The 24,236-nt window shown below is 64.6% G+C and carries 22 protein-coding genes; 13 read left to right on the top strand and 9 right to left on the bottom strand.

What is annotated here, in order from left to right; genetic code table 11:
* Positions 1–27: 27 nt before the first annotated feature.
* Positions 28–885 (bottom strand): hypothetical protein, encoded by an 858-nt coding sequence (locus ACFQO4_RS17370; RefSeq protein WP_500262120.1) that lies wholly within the window; start codon positions 883–885, stop codon positions 28–30.
* 130 nt (positions 886–1,015) lie between these two features.
* Between ACFQO4_RS17370 and ACFQO4_RS17365 the strand changes: the two genes are divergently transcribed.
* Positions 1,016–2,035, top strand: coding sequence for a lysylphosphatidylglycerol synthase transmembrane domain-containing protein (locus tag ACFQO4_RS17365; RefSeq protein WP_500262119.1), 1,020 nt, complete (start codon positions 1,016–1,018; stop codon positions 2,033–2,035).
* Between the two features lie 90 nt (positions 2,036–2,125).
* Here the strand turns inward: ACFQO4_RS17365 and ACFQO4_RS17360 are convergent, their stop codons facing one another.
* On the bottom strand, positions 2,126–2,986 hold the full coding sequence (locus tag ACFQO4_RS17360) for a phosphatase PAP2 family protein (RefSeq protein ID WP_500262118.1): 861 nt from the start codon (positions 2,984–2,986) through the stop codon (positions 2,126–2,128).
* A 228-nt stretch (positions 2,987–3,214) separates the two neighbouring features.
* On the opposite strand from ACFQO4_RS17360, the gene ACFQO4_RS17355 reads away from it, so the two are divergent.
* The gene (locus ACFQO4_RS17355; RefSeq protein WP_500262117.1) at positions 3,215–3,883 is read left to right on the top strand and encodes an O-methyltransferase; all 669 of its coding nucleotides are present in this window, start codon (positions 3,215–3,217) and stop codon (positions 3,881–3,883) included.
* Between the two features lie 240 nt (positions 3,884–4,123).
* Here ACFQO4_RS17355 and ACFQO4_RS17350 read toward each other — a convergent pair whose 3' ends face one another.
* From ACFQO4_RS17350 to ACFQO4_RS17335, 4 genes are all read right to left on the bottom strand, one after another.
* Complete coding sequence (locus tag ACFQO4_RS17350; RefSeq protein WP_500262116.1) at positions 4,124–4,573, bottom strand: hypothetical protein; 450 nt, start codon at positions 4,571–4,573, stop codon at positions 4,124–4,126.
* 78 nt (positions 4,574–4,651) lie between these two features.
* Positions 4,652–5,326 (bottom strand): 2,5-diamino-6-(ribosylamino)-4(3H)-pyrimidinone 5'-phosphate reductase, encoded by a 675-nt coding sequence (locus ACFQO4_RS17345; RefSeq protein ID WP_500262115.1) that lies wholly within the window; start codon positions 5,324–5,326, stop codon positions 4,652–4,654.
* A gap of 98 nt (positions 5,327–5,424) precedes the next feature.
* Positions 5,425–5,601 (bottom strand): hypothetical protein, encoded by a 177-nt coding sequence (locus ACFQO4_RS17340; protein ID WP_500262114.1) that lies wholly within the window; start codon positions 5,599–5,601, stop codon positions 5,425–5,427.
* 124 nt (positions 5,602–5,725) lie between these two features.
* Positions 5,726–7,237, bottom strand: coding sequence for a PAS domain S-box protein (locus tag ACFQO4_RS17335; RefSeq protein ID WP_500262113.1), 1,512 nt, complete (start codon positions 7,235–7,237; stop codon positions 5,726–5,728).
* Between the two features lie 257 nt (positions 7,238–7,494).
* Between ACFQO4_RS17335 and ACFQO4_RS17330 the strand changes: the two genes are divergently transcribed.
* The 3 genes from ACFQO4_RS17330 to ACFQO4_RS17320 are packed head-to-tail and all read left to right on the top strand — an operon-like array spanning position 7,495 to position 11,286.
* On the top strand, positions 7,495–8,790 hold the full coding sequence (locus tag ACFQO4_RS17330; protein ID WP_500262112.1) for a Single-stranded DNA binding protein: 1,296 nt from the start codon (positions 7,495–7,497) through the stop codon (positions 8,788–8,790).
* Positions 8,787–10,424, top strand: a complete 1,638-nt coding sequence (locus ACFQO4_RS17325) for an RPA family protein (protein WP_500262111.1) — start codon at positions 8,787–8,789, stop codon at positions 10,422–10,424. Before ACFQO4_RS17330 ends, ACFQO4_RS17325 begins: the two co-directional genes overlap by 4 nt.
* Before the next feature lie 4 nt (positions 10,425–10,428).
* Positions 10,429–11,286 (top strand): metallophosphoesterase, encoded by an 858-nt coding sequence (locus tag ACFQO4_RS17320; protein WP_500262110.1) that lies wholly within the window; start codon positions 10,429–10,431, stop codon positions 11,284–11,286.
* 3 nt (positions 11,287–11,289) lie between these two features.
* On the opposite strand, the gene ACFQO4_RS17315 is transcribed toward ACFQO4_RS17320, so the two are convergent.
* The 3 genes from ACFQO4_RS17315 to ACFQO4_RS17305 form a co-directional block, all read right to left on the bottom strand.
* Positions 11,290–12,063: a tRNA-dihydrouridine synthase gene (locus ACFQO4_RS17315; RefSeq protein ID WP_500262109.1), complete on the bottom strand. Its 774-nt coding sequence runs from the start codon at positions 12,061–12,063 to the stop codon at positions 11,290–11,292.
* 3 nt (positions 12,064–12,066) lie between these two features.
* Positions 12,067–13,059, bottom strand: a complete 993-nt coding sequence (cofD, locus tag ACFQO4_RS17310; protein ID WP_500262108.1) for a 2-phospho-L-lactate transferase — start codon at positions 13,057–13,059, stop codon at positions 12,067–12,069.
* Between the two features lie 103 nt (positions 13,060–13,162).
* Positions 13,163–14,737: a glutamate-cysteine ligase family protein gene (locus ACFQO4_RS17305; RefSeq protein ID WP_500262107.1), complete on the bottom strand. Its 1,575-nt coding sequence runs from the start codon at positions 14,735–14,737 to the stop codon at positions 13,163–13,165.
* Positions 14,738–15,253: 516 nt separating this feature from the next.
* On the opposite strand from ACFQO4_RS17305, the gene ACFQO4_RS17300 reads away from it, so the two are divergent.
* From ACFQO4_RS17300 to ligA, 8 genes are all read left to right on the top strand, one after another.
* Positions 15,254–16,063 carry an STAS domain-containing protein gene (locus ACFQO4_RS17300; protein WP_500262106.1) on the top strand — a complete coding sequence of 270 codons (810 nt, stop codon included), beginning with the start codon at positions 15,254–15,256 and terminating at the stop codon, positions 16,061–16,063.
* Between the two features lies 1 nt (position 16,064).
* Positions 16,065–16,439, top strand: a complete 375-nt coding sequence (locus ACFQO4_RS17295) for an STAS domain-containing protein (RefSeq protein WP_253435519.1) — start codon at positions 16,065–16,067, stop codon at positions 16,437–16,439.
* A gap of 8 nt (positions 16,440–16,447) precedes the next feature.
* Positions 16,448–16,870, top strand: coding sequence for an anti-sigma regulatory factor (locus ACFQO4_RS17290; RefSeq protein ID WP_500262105.1), 423 nt, complete (start codon positions 16,448–16,450; stop codon positions 16,868–16,870).
* The gene (locus tag ACFQO4_RS17285; RefSeq protein WP_500262104.1) at positions 16,860–17,879 is read left to right on the top strand and encodes an ATP-binding protein; all 1,020 of its coding nucleotides are present in this window, start codon (positions 16,860–16,862) and stop codon (positions 17,877–17,879) included. The genes ACFQO4_RS17290 and ACFQO4_RS17285 overlap by 11 nt, the downstream gene beginning before the upstream one ends.
* The gene (locus ACFQO4_RS17280; protein ID WP_500262103.1) at positions 17,876–20,236 is read left to right on the top strand and encodes a bacterio-opsin activator domain-containing protein; all 2,361 of its coding nucleotides are present in this window, start codon (positions 17,876–17,878) and stop codon (positions 20,234–20,236) included. The genes ACFQO4_RS17285 and ACFQO4_RS17280 overlap by 4 nt, the downstream gene beginning before the upstream one ends.
* Before the next feature lie 107 nt (positions 20,237–20,343).
* Positions 20,344–21,963, top strand: a complete 1,620-nt coding sequence (locus ACFQO4_RS17275; RefSeq protein WP_500262102.1) for a right-handed parallel beta-helix repeat-containing protein — start codon at positions 20,344–20,346, stop codon at positions 21,961–21,963.
* Between the two features lie 151 nt (positions 21,964–22,114).
* Positions 22,115–22,342 carry a DUF7385 family protein gene (locus tag ACFQO4_RS17270; RefSeq protein WP_253435531.1) on the top strand — a complete coding sequence of 76 codons (228 nt, stop codon included), beginning with the start codon at positions 22,115–22,117 and terminating at the stop codon, positions 22,340–22,342.
* 93 nt (positions 22,343–22,435) lie between these two features.
* Positions 22,436–24,229: an ATP-dependent DNA ligase LigA gene (ligA, locus tag ACFQO4_RS17265; RefSeq protein WP_500262101.1), complete on the top strand. Its 1,794-nt coding sequence runs from the start codon at positions 22,436–22,438 to the stop codon at positions 24,227–24,229.
* Positions 24,230–24,236: the final 7 nt, after the last annotated feature.

Here is a 24,236-nt window from a genome sequence, read left to right as displayed (position 1 = left end):
TCCCCGCCGACGGACCGTCCCGTCGACTCACTCGAGGACGAGCCACGGTACCTCCACGAGCGCCGGAATGTGTGTTTCGATGTGATGCTCCCAGACGCCCTCCTCACCGAACGCTTCCCCGTGATCGGCGGTGACGACGACTCGTCCCTCGAGTTCCGGGACGAGGGCCGCGACGGACTCGAGGGCGATTCGCAGGTTCTCCTCGTAGAGGGCCATTGCGGCGTCACGGGTGCCGTTGCGGACGAGGTCCGCCGGGTCGAGTTCGAGCCAGAGGCCCGCTTTCTGGGCGAGTTCGCTCCCCTCGAGTGTCGACTCCACCTTCGGCCTGACCGTCTCGCCGAGGGAGTCGAGGACGCCCCCGTCGTCCTCGTCTTCGTCGGCTTCGTCCTGCCGGCGGATGCCCTTCTGGATCTGTTTGAGTTTCTGCCCCGTGCCGCGGGCGAGGTACGGTGCGTGAGGTTGCATGTAGTGAAGGACCGTCCGATCGGCCGTCTCGGCCAGGTCGCGGTGCTCGGCAAACGACTCCGCCAGGCTGTCGGGCGGGACGGTGCCGAGGTCGTCGTCCCACCCGTGCTTCCAGACGTCGACGACGTCGCTGATGTGGTCGTTCGCCGTCCACTCGTAGTCGCAGCTGGCTCCCCACTTGAGTTCGTTCAGCGGAATCCCGAGGTCGTTGATGAACGGGTTCCCCGAAAAGTACGCGACGTCGTGGTCGCCGGTGAACGTTCGAGACGCCCACTCCGGCGTCGACGATCCCGTACTCCGGCGCTTCTCGAGCGTGCCCTCGAGGTACTCGTCGTACACCTCGCTAAACACGTCGTACCGACACGCGTCCAGGACGAGACAGTAATCCCACTGTGAGTCGAGGAGACGCTGGTCTTTCATCTGTTATGTCCCGTTTGCTATCCAATCGACGTATCTTTACTGGTTCGTTTCCAGGCGGCAAAAAACCGCTACTTGCGCCCTATTCGAGGCGAAGCAGGACGTTCAAGGGCATCGGTCCGTACTCTCAGGTATGGCACCTGGGAGTCGGCGGGCCCTGCTCCTCGGCGCGTTCGGCGCGCTCGCCGTGTTCGTCGTCCTGTTCGTCGTCGTCGGCGCCGAGTACGTGGTCGACGCACTGCTGGCGGCCGACCCGACGTTCGTCGCGGCGACGATCGTCCTCGGGCTGGCCTGGCTCGCGTCCTGGAGCCTCATGCTCCGAACCGTGCTCGAGACCCTCGGCGTCGGTGTCACCGTCGGGAAGGCGTTCTTGGTCTACGCGGGAGCCGTTTTCGCGAACAACGTGACGCCGTTCGGACAGGCCGGCGGGGAACCCTTCTCCGCGCTGCTCATCTCGCGGAGCACGGGTGCGAAGTACGAAACCGGCCTCGCCGGCATCGCCACCGTCGACGTCTCCAACGTCGCTCCATCCGTCCTCCTGGCACTCGTGGGCGTCGGCTACTACGCGACGACCGCCACCGTCGGTGAACGCCTCGAAAACGCACTGACGGGTGCGCTCGTGCTCGTCACCGTTCTCGGACTGGTACTCGCCCTCGGGTGGGCCGTTCGAGAGCGGATCGAGGCCTATGTTCCGGCGACCATCGCGAAGGTAGCCGGTCGATTCGGCGGCGGTCGACTCAATCCAGTCGCGCTCGAGCGCGAGATTGCGGGACGGGTGGCGCACTTCTTCGCAGACCTCCGTCGAGTCGGGACGAGTCGCCGACAGCTCGCGTTCATCGTCGGCCTCTCGCTTCTCGGCTGGCTCTTCCAGGCGGCGGCCCTCCTCGCGGCGTTCGCGGCCGTCGGGTACAGCGTCCACGTCTCGGTCGTTCTCTTCGCGATTCCACTGGCGAACCTGGCCGGCGCCGCGCCGCTCCCGGGTGGACTCGGGGGCATCGAAGCGGCGTTCGTCCTCCTGCTCGTCCCGACGACCGCCGTCCCCCTTCCCGAGATCACCGCAGCCGTCCTCATCTTCCGTGGGGCCGTCTACTGGCTCCCAGTGCTCATCGGCGGGAGCTCGACGGCCGCGATGGGGATCTGGACGGTCGCCTGATCCGTTCGTCGCCAGAGGTCGGGTGTCCAGTCACCCGTTCGACCGTCACCATCGGTCACTGGTAGGAGCCGATACGAGACGCTGATCGCCTCAGTCACCGAGATCGGAGGCGACGCTCTCCTCGCCGTCCTCGAGCGGCGACGGCGCGTCGGATTCGCCCTCGACGGTTTCGACGACGCGCGTCGCCACGACGACGCTCCAGGTGCCGAGCACGAGGCCGGCGACGACGTCCGTGAGCCAGTGGATGCCGAGTACCATCGTCGACAGGGCGACTGCCGCGGCCGTGATCGTGGACACGTACGTCCACAGCGGGTACGTCTTTCGGGTCCGCCAGGCGAACAGCACGACGACGACTGCGAGCGAGGTGTGTAGCGACGGAAAGACGTCGGTGTTGGAGGACACCGCGGCCGTCAACGTCTGTGTCTCCGGGTAGATGTCGTACATCAACCCGGAGACGTGCCGTGGTACTCGATTTCGAGGCCCGTAGGCGATAAAGAGCGTGTACAGGATCGTCCCAACCGCGTAGTTGAGGACGTAGGCGACGAGCAATCCCTTGAGGTGACGACTCGAGGCGTGGACGAAGTACAGCACGAGCGGGACGACGAGCAGGTACGGGAATCCGAACATGTACATCGCCGAGAAGAACCCAATGAGCGGCTCGGGAACCGCTGACTGCAGGTCGGCGACGAACAGTCCCTCGAGTTCGTACAGCGAGTCGGTGATATCCCAGCCGAGTGCACGGGAGATACGGAGACTGAGACCGTTCGTCGCCTGTTTCGCTACGAAAAAGAGCCCCGCCACAGCGAGGTACGGCGCGATGTCGCCGAGTCGTCGATCGAAGTCGGCGACCGCGTGACGGAACTGCTCGATACTCGTACAGAACGCGGTGGTCGTAACGAGTCCGGTGGCGACGATTAGTGCGGTGACGAAGACGATAGTGAGGAGGGCCATTGCGTGTGGTTAGTGTGCGTATCGCTGGATGGATGAGCTGTCAACGGTGGGTATTGAAACGTTTTTGGGAGAACCATGCCGGGTATGGCGATAGAGGTGCCAGTTAATCGTCATGTATTTGGATCCGACGGGATCGTATATGGAAGTATCGAAACCCGGCTCTCTCGGTACGCCGATCGGATACCCGTCTCACCCTGCCTTTTATTCGAGCACGGCGTATCGTCGCCTATGGTCGAGGTACTTGCAGACGAGATCGCCCGGTTCGTCCGGGCGACCGGCCCGAAACCGGACGAGACGCTTGACGAGATGGACGAGTACGCGGCCGCCGAGGGGTTCCCCCACGTCGGTCCCGAAGTCGGCGGCTTTCTCCGCCTGCTCGCTCGCCTCGCCGACGCCGAGCGCATCTTCGAGTTCGGCTCCGGCTACGGCTACTCCGCGTACTGGTTCGCCGAGGCGCTCCCCGACGACGGCGAGATCGTGCTCACCGAAGTGGACGCGGACGAACTCGAGCTGGCGAAGTCTTACCTCGAGCGCGGCGGCTACGACGCCCTCGCCAGCTACGAACTCGGCGACGCGCTCGAGACAGTCGAGGACTACGAGGGGCCGTTCGACGTCGCGCTGATCGACCACCAGAAACACCGCTACGCCGAGGCGTTCGAGGCCATCAAGCCGAAGCTCTCCGTCGGCGGCGTGATCGTCGCGGACAACGCGATGCGAGCGGGGATCATCCAGTTCGAGAAACTCCTCGAGATCGTCGAGGGTGGCGATCCGGACGACGTCAACGAACACACGCGGGGTATTGCGAGGTACCTCGAGACCGTTCGTGCCGATCCGGACTTCGAAACGGTGGTTCTCCCACTGGGGGAGGGAATCGCGGTGAGCTATCGGGTTCGGTAGCCAGGACAGGAGGCGTCGGCGGTGCCTCGCTTTCTAACCCCCGGCTAGGAGCCTGTCACCAGTTAACAGGAAGACGTCGCCAGCCACTCCCGGACAAAATTATATTTTTCGCACCCATTTACTATATTTATTGTAGTTAGGAGAAGGCACCTCATCATGCCGGCGGGTCAGAGAAGGGGCATTGCGGAGCACCTCCAAGCCGTCACTCGAGGTTCCCGAGCGGAGTATGCAAAAAGTGAGCTAGTACTCGTAGTCCTGCTCGACGACGGATTCCTCGGCCGGAATCGCGTCGGTTCCGGCGTTGTACTCCTGGAAGGCGAGGAACGTCGTCGTCGAGGCGGCGCCGACGAGCGTCGCCCAGGTCAGCGCGATGAACCCGGCGACGACACCGCCGGTGGGCGCCGGAAGGGCCGTGCCGGTCGCCTCGAGCCCTGGCAGGTGGAGGCCGGCGACGGCGATGAACGCGATCCAGAGCCCGATCGAGAGGCGTGCAAGCGTAGGCCTGGAGACGCGCCGTGCGTAGCACGCGACGCCGTAGACGCCCACAATGGCGAGGACAGCACCCAGCGTCGTCTCGAGTGTCGTGGGTTCCAGAGAAGCGGTTCCTGCAGTTACCAGTCCCGAGACTCCGAAGGCGCCGAGGGACAGGGCGAGTACGGGTCGAACCGAGTGTGTACGGAGAGCGCTCACGTCGTGCACCGGTCGTTGGTGGGTGCAGAACACGGTGGGGTATATACCTGTTGGCTGTGCCAGTGACGCGAGAACCAATCACACAGTCGCGTCCGAGTCGAGTCGCCAGGACAGGACGACGCCACCGTCGAGTCGCTCGACGTCTTCGAGTACGAGTTCCGGAAAGTCCCCGACGAAGCCCTCCCCGTCGGCCAGTGTCGGGGCGTCTCGACCGCCGATGATCCGCGGACCGACGAACACCCGCAACTCGTCGACCAGGTCGGCCTCGACCAGCGAGAAGATGAGTTCGCCGCCGCCCTCGACCATGATCGACTCGAGCCCAGCCGACTCGAGGGCGGCGAACGCCTCGGGGAGGTCGACACGGCCCGTTCCCGCAGGTACGACCGTCGCGCGCTCGGCGAGGCCATCGACAGTCTCGACGGGTGCGTCCTCGGTCACGCAGACGTAGGTCTCGGCAGCGTCGTCGAGCACGGCCGCGTCGGGCGGCGTTCGACCACTCGAGTCGACGACCACGCGGGCGGGCGACGGTGATTCGCCAGCCTCGAGCCGTCGTCGTCGCCGTTCGTCGTCCTTGACGGTCAGGTGCGGGTCGTCGGCCAGCACCGTCCCGACGCCGACGACGACGGCGTCGCTCGCCGCCCGGAGCGCGTCCATCCGGTCGAAGTCCGCCTCGCCGCTGATGCGGACCTGCTCCCGTCGCCTCGAGGAGAGTTTTCCGTCGGCGCTCATCGCGGCGTTGACGACGACGTGCATACGCTCTCTCCGGAGCGGTGGGTAAAGAAAGCACCGTGAGGCTCGTCGACGTCGAGAATCGACCATCGGTCCAGGAGACCAATGGAGAGTCGTGTCGCTCAGCGCCCGACGCCGAGGGGACGCTTGCAGTTCCGACAGAGGAACAGGTCGCGATTTCCGTAGTGGGTCAGTCCATCCTCGTTCGGTTCCAGTTCGGCGACCTCGTGGCCCGCTTCCAGGTGTTCTCGTGAGCGAATCGTGTTCCCGCATTCCGGGCAGGTCAGGGTGTCGGCCATGCTCGTTCAACGGGCGCGAGCGGTAAAGCGTTCACCGCAGCCCAGACCGAAACGGATTGCTCCGTCGAATTTCGTCGTACCTGACAGTAGCTGACATGAGCAACGTGTGGTGCGAACTAGTCGGCTACTCAGTGGCAGTTTGCGTCATCGACACGTTCTCGAATTCGAACCGAGCCCCACCAGTCTCACTTTTCGTCACCGAACACGTCCAACCGTACACGTCCGCTAACTCTTTGACGAACGTCAACCCCAATCCCATCCCCGGTCCCGTGCTTGCCGTCGTATATCCCTCGTCGAAAATCTCATCGCGGTCGGCTGGAGGGATTCCGACCCCATCGTCGGCAACGAAAAACCCGGTGGGGAGGTCACCGACTGTGATTGTGACGTCCGCCCCGCCGTGGTTGACCGCGTTCTCGAACAGATTCCGAAAGAGATGGCGGAGATACGTGCTATCAGCTTCGATCATCTGGTTTACCGTCACCTCCATTCTCGCCTCGGGGGCGTCCACCTCGCTCCACGTCTCCTGTGCCGTTTCCAGTACTGAGACTGGCGTTGGTTCAGACAGCGCGTCGCTCCCCCGCGTGATAACCAACATGGCGTCGATAATGTCTTCGATACGGTCGAACGCTTCGGTGATGTACTCCTTCACTTCTGGTTTCGTTTCTGTCGGGAGTTCTCGGCTGTATATCTGGCCGATGCTCACGGGGTTCCGGAGTTCGTGAGCCAACATACCCGCGAATCTGTCCAGTCGTTCGTTCTGTTCGGCGAGTTGCTGTTCGCGTTTGTTCCGCTCGGTTACGTCGCGTACAACGCCGACTCGTTCGTACTCGCCATCGTCCCGGATAATTGCAAACGAGGCTTCCGCCCGAATGGTCTTCCCATCCGCAGTGTGAACGTCAGCTTCGAACGTGACCGACTCCTCCTCCTGCTCCTCATCCATAACCATCTGTTCTTGATAGTTGTACGCCCTCTCGACTGTTTCTTCGTCCACGACGAGCGAGACATGGCTGCCGAGCAGTTCCTCGCGATCGTAGCCGACCATCTCGCAGTAGGCACTGTTGACCAGCGTGAAGTAGCCGTCTTCATCCACGAGATAGATGCCATCGTTGACGGTCTCGACGATCGTTTCGTAGCGCTCGAGGTTGCGGTTTGCCCGTTCGAGGTCGTGGTTCACCTGCTCGAGTTTTCGGTTTGCCTGTTCGAGTTCACGCTGGCGATCTTCGGCGTCTAACGCACGGGTTTTGGCCCGTGCATCCTTGTACCCTAACCCAAGCCCAGCAATGCTGGCGAGGGCCGGGAGCACGACGAAGCCAGCAATGGGGTCGTTGACTCCCCCCGTTAATGCGCTAAACAGAACGATACCGAGCATGGCGCCGATGGCCCGGACACACCAACTGGCGACGTCTGCATAGAGGTCGGGGCGGAGGTCGGTGCGTGGGAGATGATAGGCACCAGATACGAGAATGATTCCACTTGCACCAAGTAGCACGCAATTGGTGAAGAGGCCGTCGAACGAATGGATCCCACCAACAGCGATGAGCGCACATCCGATAGCACCCGCGAGGTAGACACTTCCGAGACTGAAGATGAAGCGCTGGCCTCCAACGGAGGTGATTCCACGTGAGAAGTACCCCATTGAGCGCTGTATTGTATCAGGGTGTTATGAGGATTTGGGTTCGTCGTCGGTCAATCCACGCGCTGTATTGGGTACAGCCGATCCAACCTATCAGTTTCTGAGAGTTCTAACAAATCCTGACGAATCGAATCGGCGGAAACGCTAGTAGGACACGGCGGTTCGACCCGCCCAGTTACGACCTCCGGGCCTTCGTCGACGACGTTCACTTTCACTCCGTTGCGGGAACGTTTTTTACCCTCCCGTTCGAAGGGAAGTCGATGGATATCGATACCCATGCCGAGGATCTCGCCTCCGATCTCGGTGTTGACAAAGAGGAGGTCAAAGCAGACCTGCAGAACTTACTCGAGTACAGCGTTCCACTCGACGAGGCCACACAGAGCCTCCGTCGCAAGTACGGCGACGGCTCTAGTGGTGGTTCGAGCGGTACGCCTTCAGCCAGAGATATCGGAGAAATCACGCCCGACGACGGCTCGGTGACGGTCACCGGCGTCGTCCTGAGTGCGGGCGAGCGGTCGATCCGGTACCAGGGATCGGACCACGTCATCGTGGAGGGCGAACTCGCCGACGAAACCGGCGTGATCGACTTCACCGCCTGGGAGGACTTCGGCCTCTCGCCGGGCGACACGATCACCGCGGGCAACGCCGGCGTCCGCGAGTGGGACGGCGAACCCGAACTCAACCTCGGGGAGAGCACGTCGCTGTCGTTCCTCGAAGAGCCCCTCGAGATCCCCTACGAGGTCGGCGGTGACGCCGACCTCGCCGACCTCAGGACGGGCGACCGCGCGAAGACGATCGAGGTCGCGGTGCTCGAGTGTGAAGAGCGGACGATCGACGGTCGAGACGGCGAGACCGAGATCCTCAGCGGGGTCTTCGGTGACGAGAGTGGCCGACTGCCGTTCACGAACTGGGACCCGGTTCCAGAAATTGAGGAGGGCGCCTCCGTTCGCATCGAGAACGCTTACGTCCGCGAGTTCCGCGGCGTACCCGAAGTGAACGTCTCGGAGTTCTCGACGGTGACGGCCCTCGAGACGGACGTCGACGTCGGCTCCGACGCACCCAGGCTCCCCATCGGGGAGGCCGTCGCGACCGGCGGCGTATACGACGTGGAACTCGTCGGGAACCTGCTGGCCGTCCGCGACGGCTCCGGACTGATCCAGCGCTGTCCCGAGTGCAACCGCGTGATCCAGAAGGGGCAGTGTCGCACCCACGGCGACGTCGACGGCATCGACGACCTCCGGGTGAAGGCGATTCTGGACGACGGAACCGGCGCCGTGACGGTGATCCTCGACGACGAACTCACCGAGGACGTCTACGGTGGCGACCTCGAGGACGCGAAGGACGAGGCCCGCGAGGCGATGGACCAGGAGGCCGTCGCGGACACCATCCGGGAAAACGTCGTCGGCACGGAGTACCGCGTTCGGGGCCACCTCTCGGTCGACGAGTACGGTGCGAACCTCGACGCTAGCACGTTCGAAGAGAGCGACGACGACCCCGTCGAGCGAGCGAACGCGCTACTGGATGGGCGGGACCGAGCCCAGGAGGTGGACGCATGAGCTCGAATTCCGACGAGGAGGTGCCGGGACGCGAGGTCGCCTACCGGGTGTTCGCGGCGGAGTTCGACGATGCCGATTACTCCCACGCCGAGAGCGACGAGGAGCGAGCGCCAAACTACGTCATCACCCCGACTGGAGCACGACTCAACCGGGTGTTCGTCGTCGGAGCGCTCACGGAGATCACGGCGGTCAACGACGAGATGCTCCGCGCACGCGTCGTCGATCCGACCGGCGCATTCGTCGTCTACGCGGGCCAGTACCAGCCGGACGAACTCGCCTTCCTCGAGCGGATCGATCCGCCGGCGTTCGTGGCCGTCACGGGCAAGGCGCGTACGTTCCAGCCCGACGATTCGGACGTCGTCTACACGTCGATTCGCCCCGAGAGCATCGCCACGGTCGACCCCGAGACGCGGGACCGCTGGGTCGTGTCGGCGGCCGAACAGACCCTCGAGCGCGTCGGCACCTACGCGGCGGCGGCCGACCTCGAGGCCTCGGGCGCCGCGCTCGAGACGGCTCTGCGCGAGGCGGGCGTCGAACGCGGCCTCGCTGCTGGCATCCCGCTCGCCCAGGGCCACTACGGGACCACGCCCGCCTACCTCGAGGGGGTTCGCGACCTCGCGCTCGACGCGGCCGCGGTCGTGGCCGGGGACCGCGACGAGGTGCGCGGGCTGGACCGACAGCCGAGCGATTCGCAACCGGGTACGCCGAGTTTCGCCGCGCTGGCGAGCGCCGAGTCCATCGACCTGGACGTGGACGTAGACGTCGACGACGATCTCGAGGACGCCGCTACTCGGGATGAGACCGAACTCGAGGCCCCGGCGGCAGCCGAGTCCACAGACTCCGCGGTGACGACCGACACCGGGACCGAATCCACCGGTCTCGAGGTCGACGACGCTAGTGGAGGCGACGAACTGGGTGACTTCGACGCCGGAGAATCGGATTCGACGGCCGACGAACTGGGTGATTTCGACGCCGGGGTCGAGGCCGAGGACGAGGTTGCCACCGCCGAGGAATCTGGTTCGACGGCCGACGAGGAGTCCGTCGACGAGGAATCCGTCGACGTCGGCCAGAACGGCGACCTCGAGGAAGACGAACTCGAGGATGCCTCCGGCATGTACGAAATGGACGACGAGGAGCGCGAGCAACTCGAGGCCGAGTTCGGGACCGAGTTTTCGACGGGGGCGGACGTCGACGAGCCGGGTGAGGCGGACATCGACGTGCCAGCGGGCGACGAGTCGGTCGAGGATGTCGAAGACGACGAAGACGACGAAGACGACGAAGTGGAACCCGCAGTCGACGAAGAAGAGAGTGCCGAGGCGGCCGAAGAAAGCAACGAAATCGACGAATCCAACGGAGAAGAGGAATCCGAGGAAGCCGACGAAGCTGAGGGGGACGACGAAGACGAAGAAGGCGACGACGAAGAGACCGACCTCGAGGACGTCGACCTCCAGGACCTCGTCGTCGAGACCATGACGGACCTCGACGACGGCGAGGGCGCGGATCGCTCGGCCGTGATCGACACCGTCACCGACGAGACCGGTGCCGATGAGGACGACGTCGAGGAGGCCATCGACGACGCCCTGATGGGCGGGCAGTGTTACGAACCCGGCGACGGCAAACTGAAGGCTATCTGAGCCGATGGCCCGCCTCGAGCCCGTGCCCGACGAACCGGCCGCCGTCGCGGAACTGGACGACGAGCGCGCGCTCGTGGTCGCGGACTACCACGCCGGCTACGAGGCCGGACTGCGCTATGAGCGCGGCGTCGACGTCCCCAGTCGAGCCGAGGAGCGTCGAACCCGGCTGTGCTCGCTGCTCGAGCGAACCGCCGCGAATCGGCTAATCGTCCTCGGCGACCTGATGCACGCCATCGGCGATCCAGGCGGTGCGGAGCGAGGCGAACTCGAGGTGCTGTTCGAGTCGCTTTCCGACGGCGTCTCGGTGACGCTGGTCCGCGGTAACCACGACGGAGCCATCGAGGGGTGGCTGGGGGCGGGGTACGACGAACCTGGCAGCCTCGAGAACCACGACGGCGACGGCAGCGGCACCGTCGAGGGCGAACTGGGCGGTACACCCCTTCAAATTACGGACGGCAGCGGCGTCCGACTCGACGGCCTCGGCTGCTGTCACGGTCACACCTGGCCCGACCGATCGGTGCTCGAGGCCGACATCGTCTGCCTCGGCCACGAACATCCCACCGTCCGACTCGAGGACGACGTCGGCGGCGCCCGCGTCGAGCGCGTCTGGCTTCGCGGACGGCTCGACCCCGCTCCGTTTCGTGGACGCGACGGCGAAGCCTACGACGGACTGCCGTGGCTCGAGGGCGACGCGGACCCGCCCGAGGTCGTGGTCGTGCCGGCGTTCAACGACCTGGCCGGCGGGACGTGGACCAACCGCGAGAACCAGTCGTTTCTCGCGCCGTTTTTGCCGGAGGCGCTCGCCTCGACGGAGTCGTACCTGCTCGACGGGACTCGACTCGGACCGTACCGGCGTGTGTGAGCGTCATCGATCGATCGTCGGCGATTCCTCCTCGAGCGCCCGCCGAACCCGCTCGAGGACGACCGGGTTGTCGCTGGGTCGGCCGACGCTGACCGCGTCGGCGCCGTAGGCGAGGTACTCGCGAACGGTCGATTCGTCGCGGACGCCATTGTTGGCGATCACGTACAGGTCGCAGGCGTCGGTGACGTCGGCGATGACTGATTCGGAGTCCATCGCGTCGACGTGGACAAACGACGCGCCAGCGGCCTCGAGCGAGCGACACAGCGTCGGCAGGTTGACGTCCGGAACCTCGGCGCGGACCTTGACGCCGACGGTCGCGCTGCACTCGACGGCGGTGGCAACGTACTCGCCGAGTCGGTCCGCGTCTCGCAGGAGCGTTTCGCCACAGCCGACCGCACACAGTTCGGGCTGGCGACAGTGGGCGTTGATCTCGAGCAACGAGTCACGTTCCCGACAGATGCGAGCGACGGACGGAATGGCGTCCACGCTCGCGCTCCTGACGTTGATACCCACCTGGATTGGTTCGTCCTCGAGGGCGGCGAGCTGGTCGTCGACGAACCCGATCGGGTCGTCGGGGAGGAATTCGGTCCGGTCGCGGGCGACGAGTTCGCGTGCGGCCTCGCGGGACGGTCCGTCGAGGGCGATACCGCCGAGGAACGCGCAACCGGCCCACTCGGCGGCCGCGAGGGCCCACTCGGCGTCCGATTGCCCGGAGAGGCTGGCCAGTGCGAGCGGTGGGAAAAACGGGAGCGATGAGGGGAGTGAGAGCGGTGGCATCGGTCAGGCGACGATCGAGAGCGCCTCGTTGATGGCCTGAATCACGCGACCGGCGTCCTCCGGCGAGTCGATCCGGATGTCGGTCTGGATCGTCGGCCGGTCGAACTCGGTCGGGTCGTCGCTGTCGATGACGAACGCATCGGCGAAGGGGTACGCTGTCGCCAGGCCGGCCGTGTTCGGCGTCGCACCGACGGCCTCCATCAGGTCGGCCGCCGGTCCGGAAAAGGCCTCGTCACCTAGGAACGGCGAGACGGCGACGACCGTCGTCTCCATCAGCGCCCTCGCGACGCCTGGCAGCGCGAGCATCGGCCCGATGCTCGTCACCGGATTCGACGGCCCGATCACGACGACGTCTGAGAGCGCCTCGAGCACTCCCGGCGCCGGTTCGGCGTTTGACGAACCGCGGAACTCGACGTTCGTGATCGTCGGTTCCCCGCGGTGGGCGATCCAGTACTCCTGGAAGTGCATCAGGCCGTCCTCGGTGTGGATCAGGCTCGCGACGGCGTCGTCGCTCATCGGCAGGACGTCGATCGTCAGCCCGAATCCGTCGGCGAGGACCTTCGTGGCCTCCGAGAGCGTGTGCCCCTGGTCGAGGAGGCTGGTCCGCGTGAGGTGAACCGCTCGGTCGCGGTCGCCGATCGTCATGAACTCCGCGATGCCCGAGAACCGACGCCAGCGGGCGATGTCGCGCCCCTCGGTCTGTCTCGAGGCCTCGAGGTACTGCGGGCCGTCGGGGAGGTCGGCCGCCGCGGCGATGTCGGAGAGCGCCGAGTGCGTGCGGTGCGTGTCACCCCTGATCCCCCACCAGCGTTCGCGGTCGAGGACGCCGCCGCCCTGAAAGAGAAGCGTGTCGACGTCGGGAGAGACGAAGAGACTGCCGAGTTCGATGTCGTCGCCGGTGTTGGCGACGACGGTAATCTCGTCCGGCGAGAACGCTGCTCCGGCCCCGTCTAACAGCTTCGGCGTGCCGGTACCCCCGGAGAGGAACGTAACCATACGCGTCAGTTTCCGCTGCGGGGCTTAAGCAGTTGCGGCCAGATAGCGTTCATCGACTGCCCGGTCGACTCGAGCGTGACTTCCCGCCTTACTCCGGCTTGGGTCACGTCCAGTCCGCGAAACTCCCCTCGAACAGCGTCTCGGCCTGTTGCTCGACGTACCGACGTTGCATCACCTCGAGGGCGCCCGCGAGCGATTCCCCCGTGGCGACCTCGTCGGCCACCAGTTCGTGTTTCCAGCGGGCGGGGGTCAGTCCCTGGCGGACGCGACGGCGAAGTGGGTGGAGGTAGGCCGCGACCTCTTCGTCGGTCAGACCGCGACTCGAGAGGCCGTCTTCGGCGTGTGCGAAGAGGTCTGCGTAGACGGCTTCCGTGTCGCTCGTCGTCTGTCCGTCGTTCGTGATCCACTCGAGATCGGCTGCCAGCCCGTCGCGCATCGCGGCGTAGAAGTTCTCGCGGGCGATCTCCCAGTCGAGTTCGCGAACGGGGTGCTCGAGGTGAGTGAGACTCTCCAGGAGACCCGCGTACGCCGCGAGGAAGGCGACGGAGTCTCGGACGGTCGGCTGGGCCGGAATCGGGCGGAACTCGATGCGGGCGTTCGCCGCCGACCGACTCGAGCCGTCGAAGACCGGACGCACCCACCGCCAGTAGGTCCCGTGCTTGCGCCTGAAGTGAGCGAACTGGTCGTCGAACCGGTCGCCGTCGCCGACCGGCATCGGGACGAGGGTGTCGTCGGTGGCGATTCGCTCGACGGCTTCCTCGACGCTCTCGAGGTCGTGCGGGAAGCGAACTTTGCCGGCCCCGGCCGAGGGATCGTTCAGGACGGTCTCGAAGATGCTGATCCGGTGTTCCATCCAGGCGTCGCGAAGGACGTCCTCGGCGGCCGCCCCGTCATCGTAGAGGTCGGCGGGAAGGAACGGCGAGTTGACTCCCAGTGCGAGCAGTGGACCGGCGATTCTGACGGCGTAGTTGAAGTACGTCGGCAGGTCGGGGGCGTGGGGGACCTGGTAGTGGGGCTGGATCGAGGTGATGAGGCTCTCGGGCATCACCGTCTCGGCGGCGAGCGAGACGTTCGGGCAGTCGAGGACCATCCCGGCGGCCTCGGCACGGTCGGTGTTGGCCATCGCGTGGTAGCGCGCGGCGTCGCTCATGTTCGTTGCGAGCGTGACGGTGCGCGAGTTGGTGCCCGCTCTCTCATTGTCGGCCGATGAATCACCAACCTCGAGCGTCCGTTCGACCGTGTCCGTCAGGTACTCGTAGGCGGATTCGCCCGCGGGCGGAAGGGTCCAGAGTCCATCGCTGACCAGGCGCATCCCCTCCGCGTTCGCGACGTTCTCGGCCGCGCGCAGGCGGGCGAGAATCTCCGACTCCTGGGCGCGAAGCCCGTCGGCGTTGAGTGGTTGCGGACTCGTCGTCATCTCCGCGTTGTGGAGGCCGAGTTCCTTCTCGAAGCCCATCAACTCGAGGAGCCGTCGAGGAACGCGCTTGAGCGCGGCCGTTTCGGCGTCGATGGCGTAAAATTCGTACTCGAAGCCGACGATCGCCTGCGGGTTGTCGAACGCGCCCGACTCGATTCCCTCGACGATGACGTCGGCTTCCTGGATCGCGCGGTCGCGAAACGGCTCGGCATCGACGGCGAGCACCTCCTCGAGACGCGACGCGAGTTCCTCGGCTCCCATACCATCGGGTCTGCTTTCCAGTGGGTTAAATGCAGTTATCCCTCAAGCGGACACTGTACTCGAGTTTTCGGCCCGCTCCGGAGATTGGTGGCCTGCGTTCTCGGACGACAGGTCCGGTGAGGTTCGATTACGCCACGGAAGGTGCGGGTAGCGTCTGGTGATTCGCGGTTGGTGTCTAGCGACCCGCTGGTGGCGTCTCACGATTCGCGCTTTCAGCTAGCTCGAGAGGGAACGTCTCGAGAGCGCGCACCTACTCGTTGGCGCGAGCGGTCTATTGGCAAGCCACCAAAATACTCTTCAAAATCGGACCATCACCGAATGTGAGAGTTGGTCGGATTTCGTCGTTCTCCTGCCAGAGACACGGATTCCCCATCGAACGGTCTACGAGCCGTTTGAGCCTGAAACTAGCTCCTCGAGGAAGACGTCCATCGGCAGCCAGTAGTAGTGACGGAAATATAACACCTAAATCGTCCTAAACGTTAATAGGCCAGATTTTGTACTTTTACCGGATTACGGATGTCACCGAGTGATCCCCCCTACGAGAAATTAATCGAAAATGCTCCTATCGGCATCTTTCGGGTTCCCGTCGACGATCTGGATCTCGAAGCGTCCCAGGTCGACTCGGAGAATCAGTACGCCAATCAGCAACTTGCCAGAATGCTCTCTTTCGATTCGGTCGAACAGTTACGCTCAGAGATCTCGTCCATCGAATACGCGGATCCCCAGGACAGTGAGCGACTCGAAGAACAGCTCAAGAGAACGGGTCACGTGGACGCATTCGAGACGCAACTGATCGCGAACGACGGGGAAACGGTGGACGTTCTCGTCTCCGGAACCATTGACGACGGCGAGTTCATCGCGTACGTCACCGACATCTCCGAACGCAAACGACTCGAGCGAAAGACGGCCGAACAGGCCGAGGCGATTCTCGAACAGTCGACGCCGATCGTCGAAATCTGGGATTGCATCACCCTCGCGACGGTGGTCGGAACGCTGGATACGGTTCGTGCACAGCGGCTCACCGAGGAGTTGCTCACCGAACTGACGGAGAACGGAGCGGAGATCGCGCTGATCGACATCACCGGCGTTCCGAACGTGGACACGGCGACGGCACAGCACCTCACCGATACGGTGAATGCCGTGTCGCTACTGGGCAGCGAGGTCATCATCACCGGAATCAATCCCGACATCGCCCAGACGCTGGTCCAGCTCGGGATCACGATGGACGACATCCGAACCAGGTCCACGTTGAGCGAGGGGCTGGAACTCGGTTTGCACCTCACCCAGAACATCGACATCGTGACGAATGCGTCCCAATCCCAGTAACATGACCCACACAGATCGCGTCACCGTTATTCAGGTGCGAGGAACGCTGATCGCGACCCTCCCCCCACACCCATCAGATAGTACGATCGACGACCTCCAAGAGCGCATTCTCGAGCGTATCAACCAGACGAACCTCGAACGCATCGAAGGAGTCGTACTCGACGTCTCCGACGTGCAAACGGTCGACTCGTTCTTCGCCCGGGTAATCGTCGAGACGGCGAAGATGGTCGAGTTGATGGGCGTTCGACCGATTCTCGTCGGCATCGGCCCCGCCATCGCCATCACGGTGACCGAACTCGGATTCGACCTCGGTGGTGTGCAGACGGCCCGGAGTATCGATGCAGCGCTAGACGCCCTCGAGATAGATTCGGGGTGAGTTACATGGTGAGCGAAGAAGGGGTCCTCGAGATCGCCTCCGAATCGGACATCGTCACCGCTCGGACCACGATTCGAGAGGTCGTCTCGAACCTGGGTTTCGGGCTAACGGACACCACCCGGATCGTGACTGCGGTCTCCGAACTCGCCCGGAACATCTATCTCTACGCCGAGGTCGGGACGATCCGCTGGCGCGTCCGCTCGGAGGGGAGTCGGCGCGTCGTCGAGATCGTCTTCGACGACGATGGCCCAGGAATTCCGGACATCGATCGCGCCCTCGAGGAGGGGTACTCGACGTCGAGTGGAATGGGCCACGGCCTCTCCGGCGCCCGGAAGATGATGGACGAGTTCGAGATCGACACGAGTGCCGAGACCGGGACGACCGTCACTATCCGCAAGTACGTACCACGAGTGGTCGCCAATGACGGGTGACGACGAGACGTCGATCACGATCTCCAAACAGGCGGACGTCATCCGCGCTGGCCGCCGGGCGAAGCCGATCCTTGCAGCGTTCGAACTCGACGAGTCGACCGTCGAAGAGGTCGTCCTCGTGATCCACGAACTGGCCTCGAACATCGTCAAACACGCCGGCGAAGGGACGATCACACTCGTACCCACGTCGTCGGACGACCATCGCGGTATCGAGATTCACGCCGAGGACTCGGGGCCAGGAATCGGCGACGTCGATCGAGCGATCACCGACGGCTATTCGACGGCGGGGAGCCTGGGGTCCGGCCTCGGGGCGGTCGATCGGCTCATGGACGAATTCGAAGTCGTTCCTCGCCCCGACTCACACGCCGGCACACACATCGTCGCCAAACGCGAATTCCAGACTCGATCGCGTTCACAGAAGCCGTTTCCGCTCACGTTCGGAGCGGCGACGCGTCCCCGTTCGCGCGGCGATCCGAACGGCGACGCGTTCGTCATCAAACGGTGGGGAGACAGCGCCCTCGTCGGCGTGATCGACGGACTGGGGCACGGACGCGATGCTCACACCGCCGCGGCGGCGGCCAAACGGTACGTCACGGGCCACTTCGACCAGTCGCTCACCGCCATCTTTCGGGGCGTCGAACGGGTGTGTGCCAGGACGCGCGGTGTCGTCATGGCGCTCGCTCGTTTCGACTGGTCCAGAGAGACGATTTCGTACGCCAGCGTCGGCAACATCTCTCACAAGGTCGATGCCCCGGTGCCACTCGAGTTCGTGACTCGACGAGGAGTGCTCGGGAACGACGCCCCGGAACCGCTGATCAGGGAAAACGAGTGGGACCCCGAGTACGCCCTGGCGCTGTATTCTGACGGCGTACGGTCACTCTGGAAGTGGGACGACTTCGTCCACCTCGTCGACGAACCGAGTTCGACGCTCGCCCACCGACTCCTGGCGGAGTTGGCAGACGAGAACGACGACGCGACCGTGCTGGTGGTCACGAGGGGGTCGCGATGAGCGGCCAGGACGGTGACGAACAGCCCTCGGACGCAGACCGGGACATGATCCAGGCGCTGCAAGCGGAACTCAGGGAGACGAACGAGGGGCTCCTCGCGCTCACCCTCGAACGCGAGGAACACGAACGGACGCTGACGGCGCTCCACGAATCGAGCCGGGAACTGCTCCACGCCGAGACCGCCGAGGACGTGTGCGACCTCATCCTCGAGACCACGAACGAAGTCCTCGGCATTCCCGGCGCCGGAGTGTACTTCGCCAGTGCGGACGGAGCCGGACTCTCGCCGACCGCGACGACCGAGTACGTCGAGAACCGGTTCGGATCCCTGTCTCCCGTACGTCCCGGAGACGACTCGGTCGCGTGGCGATCGTTCGTCGAGGGAGAGACCATCGTGATGGACGACGGCATGACAGGTCGCGACGAGGGTCTCGAAGGAGCGTTTCCCAGCGGCATCTGGCTCCCGCTCGGGTCTCACGGCGTTATGGTCGCCGTCTCCGACGCAATCGGGGTGTTCGACGCGGACAAACGCCAGCTCGCCGGGCTGCTCGCAGCAACCGCCGAGGCGGCCCTCGACCGGGTCGAACAGGAGAAACGGCGACGCCGGCGCGAAGCGCAACTCGAGGGGCTCGTCGAGGCGACCGGGGAGTTGCTCGGGGCGGAGACGGTACGAGAGGTCTGTGATACCGTGGTCGAGACGGCCGAATCGGCGCTCGGTCTCCCGATCACGATGATCGCACTCTACGACGACGAAACGGGAACGCTCAGGCCACGCGCACAGACGGCGCTGGCCGGGGAGCTCGTCGACGCGGAGCAGATGTTCGATCCGCAGGCCGAACTGGCGTGGCAGGCGTTCGCCGAGAAACGAGTGACGGTTCACGACGAGATAGCGGTCGCCCCCGGGGCTGACACCGACACCGACATCGACACCTACGGCGTCGCGATCCTCCCGCTCGGGAGACACGGCGTACTCGTCATCGGCTCGAGGACGAGCGACGACGTACACGACGAGCGACTGTCCCTCGCCCGGATACTGGCCGCGAGCACGGAACCGTCGCTGGCTCGCCTCCTGGCGACGAATACCGAGTCCTCGCTCGATCGAGCCGAACGGGAACGCCAGCTCATCGAACGCGACGAACGCCTGCACGAACAGAACGAGCGGCTCACGCGACTGAACCAGGTCAACGACGTCATCCGTCACATCGACCAGGCGCTGGTGGCGGCGGATTCGCGCACGGCGATCGAACAGGCCGTCTGCACCCAGTTGACGACCGCCGGACCGTACACCTTCGCCTGGATCGGCGAGTACGACGCGGTACACGACGCGGTGGCTCCCCAGGAGTGGGGTGGCGCCAACGATGGGTACCTCGATGCGATCGCCCAGTCGGAGGAACCCGACTCGAGCGAACGGGAACCGACGGAACTGGCGAACGAGACGCAGGAACCGCAGGTTATCGAGGACCTGCTCGGCGAGCCGCCACTCCCCCGGTGGCGTCGCGAGGCGCTCAAGCGCGGCTATCGCGCCTGCATCGCGATCCCGCTCGTGTACCGCGAGATGCGCTACGGCGTGTTGACGGTGTATTCGGACCAGCTCGAGACGTTCGGGGATCTGGAGCGTACCGTTCTCGTGGAACTCGGCGAGACCATCGCCTACGCGATCAACGCCGTCGAGAGCAAGAAAGCACTCGTGAGCGACGAGTTCGTCGAGGTCGAGTTCGAGATTCGGGACGACTCCATCCCGTTCCTTTCGGTGACTGCCGAGGTCGATTGCGCCGTCGAACTCGAGAGCGTGGTCGCCCGCTCGGACGGTGGGTACCGCGTCTTCTTCACCACCCACGAGACGCCGCCGGAACCCGTCCTCGAGCACATGGAGCGAGCGTTCGCGGTGGACGACACGCGACTCATCTCGGAAAACGATGATGAGTGCCTCTTTGAGTGTACGGTCGACGAGTCGAGTTTCTTCGGAACGCTCCTCGGTCACGGCGCTGTCCCTCAACGATTCTGGGCGGAAAGTGGACACGGAACCATCGTCGTCGCCCTCCCGGAGAGCGCGAACGTTCGACTGTTCATCGACACGATCCAGGCGACGTACGAACACTTGGAATTGCTGGCACGACGCGAACAGCCTCGAGACCGGGACCGCCGAACGACGAGCGGGTTCGCGGCGGACATGGACGAGTTACTGACTGACCGCCAGCGAGAGGTGCTCCAGACCGCCTACGAGAGCGGGTTCTTCGAGTCGCCGCGAAAGAGCACCGGCAGCGAGATCAGCGACGCACTCGGCGTCTCACAGCCGACGTTCAATAATCACCTCCGCGCCGCCCAGCGAAAGTTCTTCGAACTCATCTTCGAATCGGACTGAGACTCGAAGACCGATTTTGCTATTCTAGCCACTGTCACTCAGTCGCATGGCTTGGTGGCTAGCTACGGCCTCCTTTCCACTAGAAACAGTACGTATAATTGAATTTCATGACTGGAATAGCAAACGAACGCGACGCAGACGATGGACGCCCCTCTGGATCCGAACACCAAACCGAAACCGACAACCGCCAACCCTCGAGGCGGACGTTCGTAAAAGGTGCGGCCATTGCGGGTATCTCTACGCTCGGTCTCTCTTCGACCGCCGCGGCCTCGGGCTCGTACACGCAGTACGACGGCGAGTACCGACACGTCGTCAACGTCGTCGAAGCCGGCGCCGACAATACCGGAAACAAATCGATCACTCCGGTGCTCAGGAACCTCCGAAACGACAACACGCTGTTTTACTTCCCCCCTGGACGCTACGCGATGGACAGCCAGCTCCGGTTTACCGGCTTCGACAACGTCGCCTTCATCGGTAACGACGCGACGCTCGTCCCCGCCAACCACTACAACTTCGACGGCCCGAAGTACCGCCTCTTCCGCCTCGGCGTCAACTACCGGCCCGGACGTCGCCTGCGCTTCGAGGGATTCGACGTCGACCAGACGGCTCCCGACACCGGGATTCGTGTCATCGAAGCGCACGTCTCCGACCGTCTCGAGGTGCGCGACATCAACATCAAGGGCCAGCACGACAGCGGGACGTGGGGACCAGGCCTGTTCAACGTCACCAGTTCGAGCGGCTACGGGATCGTCGAGCGCTTCCGTGCGCCTCACGGCGGCGAGTGGATCAACAACACCCCGACGGCCGGCGAGCGCTGGCGCGGTCCGACCGGCATCCTCGCCAACCAGAACGCCGGCACCCTCGAGTTCAAGCGCTGTACACTCGGCGCCTTCCCCGACAACGGCCTCTACGCCGCCGGTGGCACCGGGAAAATTATCGTCAGCGGCGGCACCTACCGGAACAGCAACGGTGCAAACATCCGCGTCGGTGGCAACGGCAGCGAGATCAACTGGCCGACGGTCAGAATCGACGACACCCGTCCGGAGGACGAGGGCCAGCGCGGGATCCGCATCGAGAACGGCCAAAACATGCGTATCAAGGGAGCAGCCGTCGAAATTACCTCGCCGATGCCGACCAGTCATGCAATCTCGACGATGTCTACCTGTGACAGCGCTCGAATCGAGCGCGTCCACCTCGATCTGCAGGGTAACGACGTCAATCACGGCATCGTCGTCTCGCCCAACGCCGGCGAGATCACCATCGTCGATACGAAGATCAACCACGAAACGTCCGGCGGCTACCCGCTGTGGATCCGCAACACGAGCGCGACCGACCGCGTTCTCGCCGAATACCTCACGATCACCGGCAAGGCAGGCGACGCCTCCGGACTCCGTGACGGCATCCGCGTCGGGCGAGATAACTGCCGGTTCAACGTGATCGAGGTCTACCAGCCCGGGCAGAATGGTGCCACCCGAAACGCGATCACGTCGACCGCCAACGACCTGACGGTCTGGGAGAGCACCCTTCGCGCAAGCAAGTTCCCCATCGTCGAACTCGGTTCCGATTCGCTCTACCTGGACGTCGACGCCGAGTCGACCGGCGGCAAACAGGCAGCCTGCCTGTACGATCAGAGTCACAATATCACCATGCGCAACAGTCGTCTGGTCAACGGCGTGCGCGACCTCGGCTCCTCGAGCCTCGAGCTGTCGAACAACACGACCTACTGATCGCGCTGGTGAGGGTGCTGCGGTGCAGTAACCGGCGATCGAAGCAGCCATCTCCCCGTCTGAATTTTCGAATTGGGCGTCGCTGTGGTGATTTCTGATCCTCGAGATCTACCGGGGAAACACTTTACCTCTGTTCTTTCCCACGTAGCCCATGGAGCAGTTCGAGAAGTACGTCTCCTCGGCGACGCTTCGCGAGGAAAACGAGTCGATCAAGCAGTACCAGAACACGGTCGGCCTGGCGTGTCCGGCCTGCGACCAGCCGTTCGACGACATGGTCGTCTGCAAGGACGAGCACACGAGCCTGAACCAGACTATTCCGCTCGACATCTGTACGGGCGTCGAGGACGGGAAGCCAGTCCTGTTTACCCACAAGCCCTAGTAGCAGTCGACGCCTGGAAGGACCTGGCCGGCCACACCGCGGCCGACGCCATCTCGAACCCCTTAAGCGACCGCCGCCGCCTACTCCCACGACATGGACTTCGCCACGTTCGCCGACCACGCCGCCACCATCGAGGCCGAACCTGCCGACCTCGAGACGGTGGCGCACGTCCGATCGCTCCTCGAGGCGGCCGGCCCGGACCTCGAGGTCGTCGCCCGCTTCGTCCAGGGGCGGGTCTTCCCCGCCTGGGACGCCCGAAAGCTCGACATCGGCCCGCGGACGTGCTACGAGTCGATCGCCCGCGCGGCCGGGACGAACGTCGGTCCGGACGACGTCGAGACGGCCGTCGCCGAGGTCGGCGAAATCGGTGCCGTCGCCGCGAGCTACGAGTTCGGGGGCCAGCGGGGGCTCGGGGCGTTCGGCGGCGGTGGCGGCAGTGGCGGCAGTGGCGGTCAGGACGAACTCGCCGTCGCCGAGGTGGACGACACGCTCACGGAACTGGCCGAAACCGACGGGTCAGGCAGCCACGACGCGAAAGTGGACCTCCTGTTCTCGCTGTTCAACCGGTGTGCGGCCGACGAGGCCCGCTACCTCGCTCGCCTCGTCCTCTCGGAGATGCGCATCGGCGTCGGGGAAGGGACCGTCCGCGACGCCATCGCCGAGGCGTTCGGCGTCCCCACCGACCGCGTTGAGCGCGCATTGCAGGTCTCGAACGACTACGGCCGCGTCGCCGTCGTCGCGCGCGACGAAGGTCTCGAGGGGCTGGACGCGCTCACCCTCGAGGTCGGCCGTCCGGTGCAGGCGATGCTTGCCCAGGCGGGGAGCGTGACTGACGCGCTCGAGGCCTGGGACGAGGCGGCCGTCGAGTGGAAGTACGACGGGGCGCGCGTCCAGTTACACTACGCGCCGGACGGCGTCGAGACAACGGGAGCGTCCGACGGAATCTCGGTAGACGAACGCCCGGCGACGCGCGTCTTCTCGAGGAACATGGAGGACGTAACCGACGCGCTCCCGGAGGTCGTCGAGTTCGCCGAGGCGACCCTCGAGGTGCCGACGATACTGGATGGCGAGGTGGTCGCCGTCGACGACGACGGGAACCCGCTCCCATTCCAGGAGGTGCTCCGGCGGTTCCGTCGAAAACACGACGTGGCGAAAGCGCGCGAGGACGTGGCCGTCCGGCCGGTGTTCTTCGACTGTCTTCACGCCGACAGCGAGGACCTGCTCGACGTCCCGCTCACGGCGCGCCACGAGCGCCTCGAGGCGGTGCTCTCGTCCGAGGACGCTGCCGAAACGGAAACGGGCGCGTCCGAAGCGCCCGAGGACGAGTCGCCCGAGGGCCTCTCGCTCCTCTGGCTCACCGACGACCCCGACGAGATCGAATCGATCGACGCCGACGCGCTCGAGGCCGGACACGAGGGGATCATGCTCAAGGATCCCGACTCGACGTACTCGCCAGGCCGTCGAGGCAAGCACTGGTTGAAGCGGAAACCCGACATCGAGACGCTCGACTGCGTCGTCACCGGCGCGGAGTGGGGCGAGGGTCGGCGAGGAACCTTCCTCGGCACGTTCCTGCTGTCCGTTCGGGCGACGGACGCCTCCGGAGATGGCGCGTTCGAGACCATCGGCAAGGTCGCCACGGGGATCACCGACGAGACCCTCGCGGAGCTGACCGAGCGCCTCGAGCCGTACATCCGCGCCGAGGACGGCAAGGACGTGGACCTCGAGCCAGCGGTTGTGTTCGAGGTGGGCTACGAAGAAATCCAGACCTCGCCGACGTACAGTTCGGGATACGCGCTCCGGTTTCCACGGTTTCTCGGGATCAGGGAGGACAAGACGCCGTCCGAGGCAGATTCACTCGAGCGCGTCGAACGGCTCCAGTCGTCGTAGCCCAGGA

The organism is Saliphagus sp. GCM10025334 (assembly GCF_042663485.1).
GTDB lineage: Archaea > Halobacteriota > Halobacteria > Halobacteriales > Natrialbaceae > Natronosalvus.
The sequence above is the reverse complement of the archived record's forward strand: the minus strand, read 5'-3'. Positions and strand labels throughout refer to the sequence as shown.

Coding starts and splice junctions, on each gene's coding strand:
- ACFQO4_RS17370 (WP_500262120.1), bottom strand. CDS start 885: ATGAAAGACCAGCGTCTCCTCGACTCACAGTGGGATTACTGTCTCGTC.
- ACFQO4_RS17365 (WP_500262119.1), top strand. CDS start 1,016: ATGGCACCTGGGAGTCGGCGGGCCCTGCTCCTCGGCGCGTTCGGCGCG.
- ACFQO4_RS17360 (WP_500262118.1), bottom strand. CDS start 2,986: ATGGCCCTCCTCACTATCGTCTTCGTCACCGCACTAATCGTCGCCACC.
- ACFQO4_RS17355 (WP_500262117.1), top strand. CDS start 3,215: ATGGTCGAGGTACTTGCAGACGAGATCGCCCGGTTCGTCCGGGCGACC.
- ACFQO4_RS17345 (WP_500262115.1), bottom strand. CDS start 5,326: ATGCACGTCGTCGTCAACGCCGCGATGAGCGCCGACGGAAAACTCTCC.
- ACFQO4_RS17340 (WP_500262114.1), bottom strand. CDS start 5,601: ATGGCCGACACCCTGACCTGCCCGGAATGCGGGAACACGATTCGCTCA.
- ACFQO4_RS17335 (WP_500262113.1), bottom strand. CDS start 7,237: ATGGGGTACTTCTCACGTGGAATCACCTCCGTTGGAGGCCAGCGCTTC.
- ACFQO4_RS17330 (WP_500262112.1), top strand. CDS start 7,495: ATGGATATCGATACCCATGCCGAGGATCTCGCCTCCGATCTCGGTGTT.
- ACFQO4_RS17325 (WP_500262111.1), top strand. CDS start 8,787: ATGAGCTCGAATTCCGACGAGGAGGTGCCGGGACGCGAGGTCGCCTAC.
- ACFQO4_RS17320 (WP_500262110.1), top strand. CDS start 10,429: ATGGCCCGCCTCGAGCCCGTGCCCGACGAACCGGCCGCCGTCGCGGAA.
- ACFQO4_RS17315 (WP_500262109.1), bottom strand. CDS start 12,063: ATGCCACCGCTCTCACTCCCCTCATCGCTCCCGTTTTTCCCACCGCTC.
- cofD (WP_500262108.1), bottom strand. CDS start 13,059: ATGGTTACGTTCCTCTCCGGGGGTACCGGCACGCCGAAGCTGTTAGAC.
- ACFQO4_RS17305 (WP_500262107.1), bottom strand. CDS start 14,737: ATGGGAGCCGAGGAACTCGCGTCGCGTCTCGAGGAGGTGCTCGCCGTC.
- ACFQO4_RS17300 (WP_500262106.1), top strand. CDS start 15,254: ATGTCACCGAGTGATCCCCCCTACGAGAAATTAATCGAAAATGCTCCT.
- ACFQO4_RS17295 (WP_253435519.1), top strand. CDS start 16,065: ATGACCCACACAGATCGCGTCACCGTTATTCAGGTGCGAGGAACGCTG.
- ACFQO4_RS17285 (WP_500262104.1), top strand. CDS start 16,860: ATGACGGGTGACGACGAGACGTCGATCACGATCTCCAAACAGGCGGAC.
- ACFQO4_RS17280 (WP_500262103.1), top strand. CDS start 17,876: ATGAGCGGCCAGGACGGTGACGAACAGCCCTCGGACGCAGACCGGGAC.
- ACFQO4_RS17275 (WP_500262102.1), top strand. CDS start 20,344: ATGACTGGAATAGCAAACGAACGCGACGCAGACGATGGACGCCCCTCT.
- ACFQO4_RS17270 (WP_253435531.1), top strand. CDS start 22,115: ATGGAGCAGTTCGAGAAGTACGTCTCCTCGGCGACGCTTCGCGAGGAA.
- ligA (WP_500262101.1), top strand. CDS start 22,436: ATGGACTTCGCCACGTTCGCCGACCACGCCGCCACCATCGAGGCCGAA.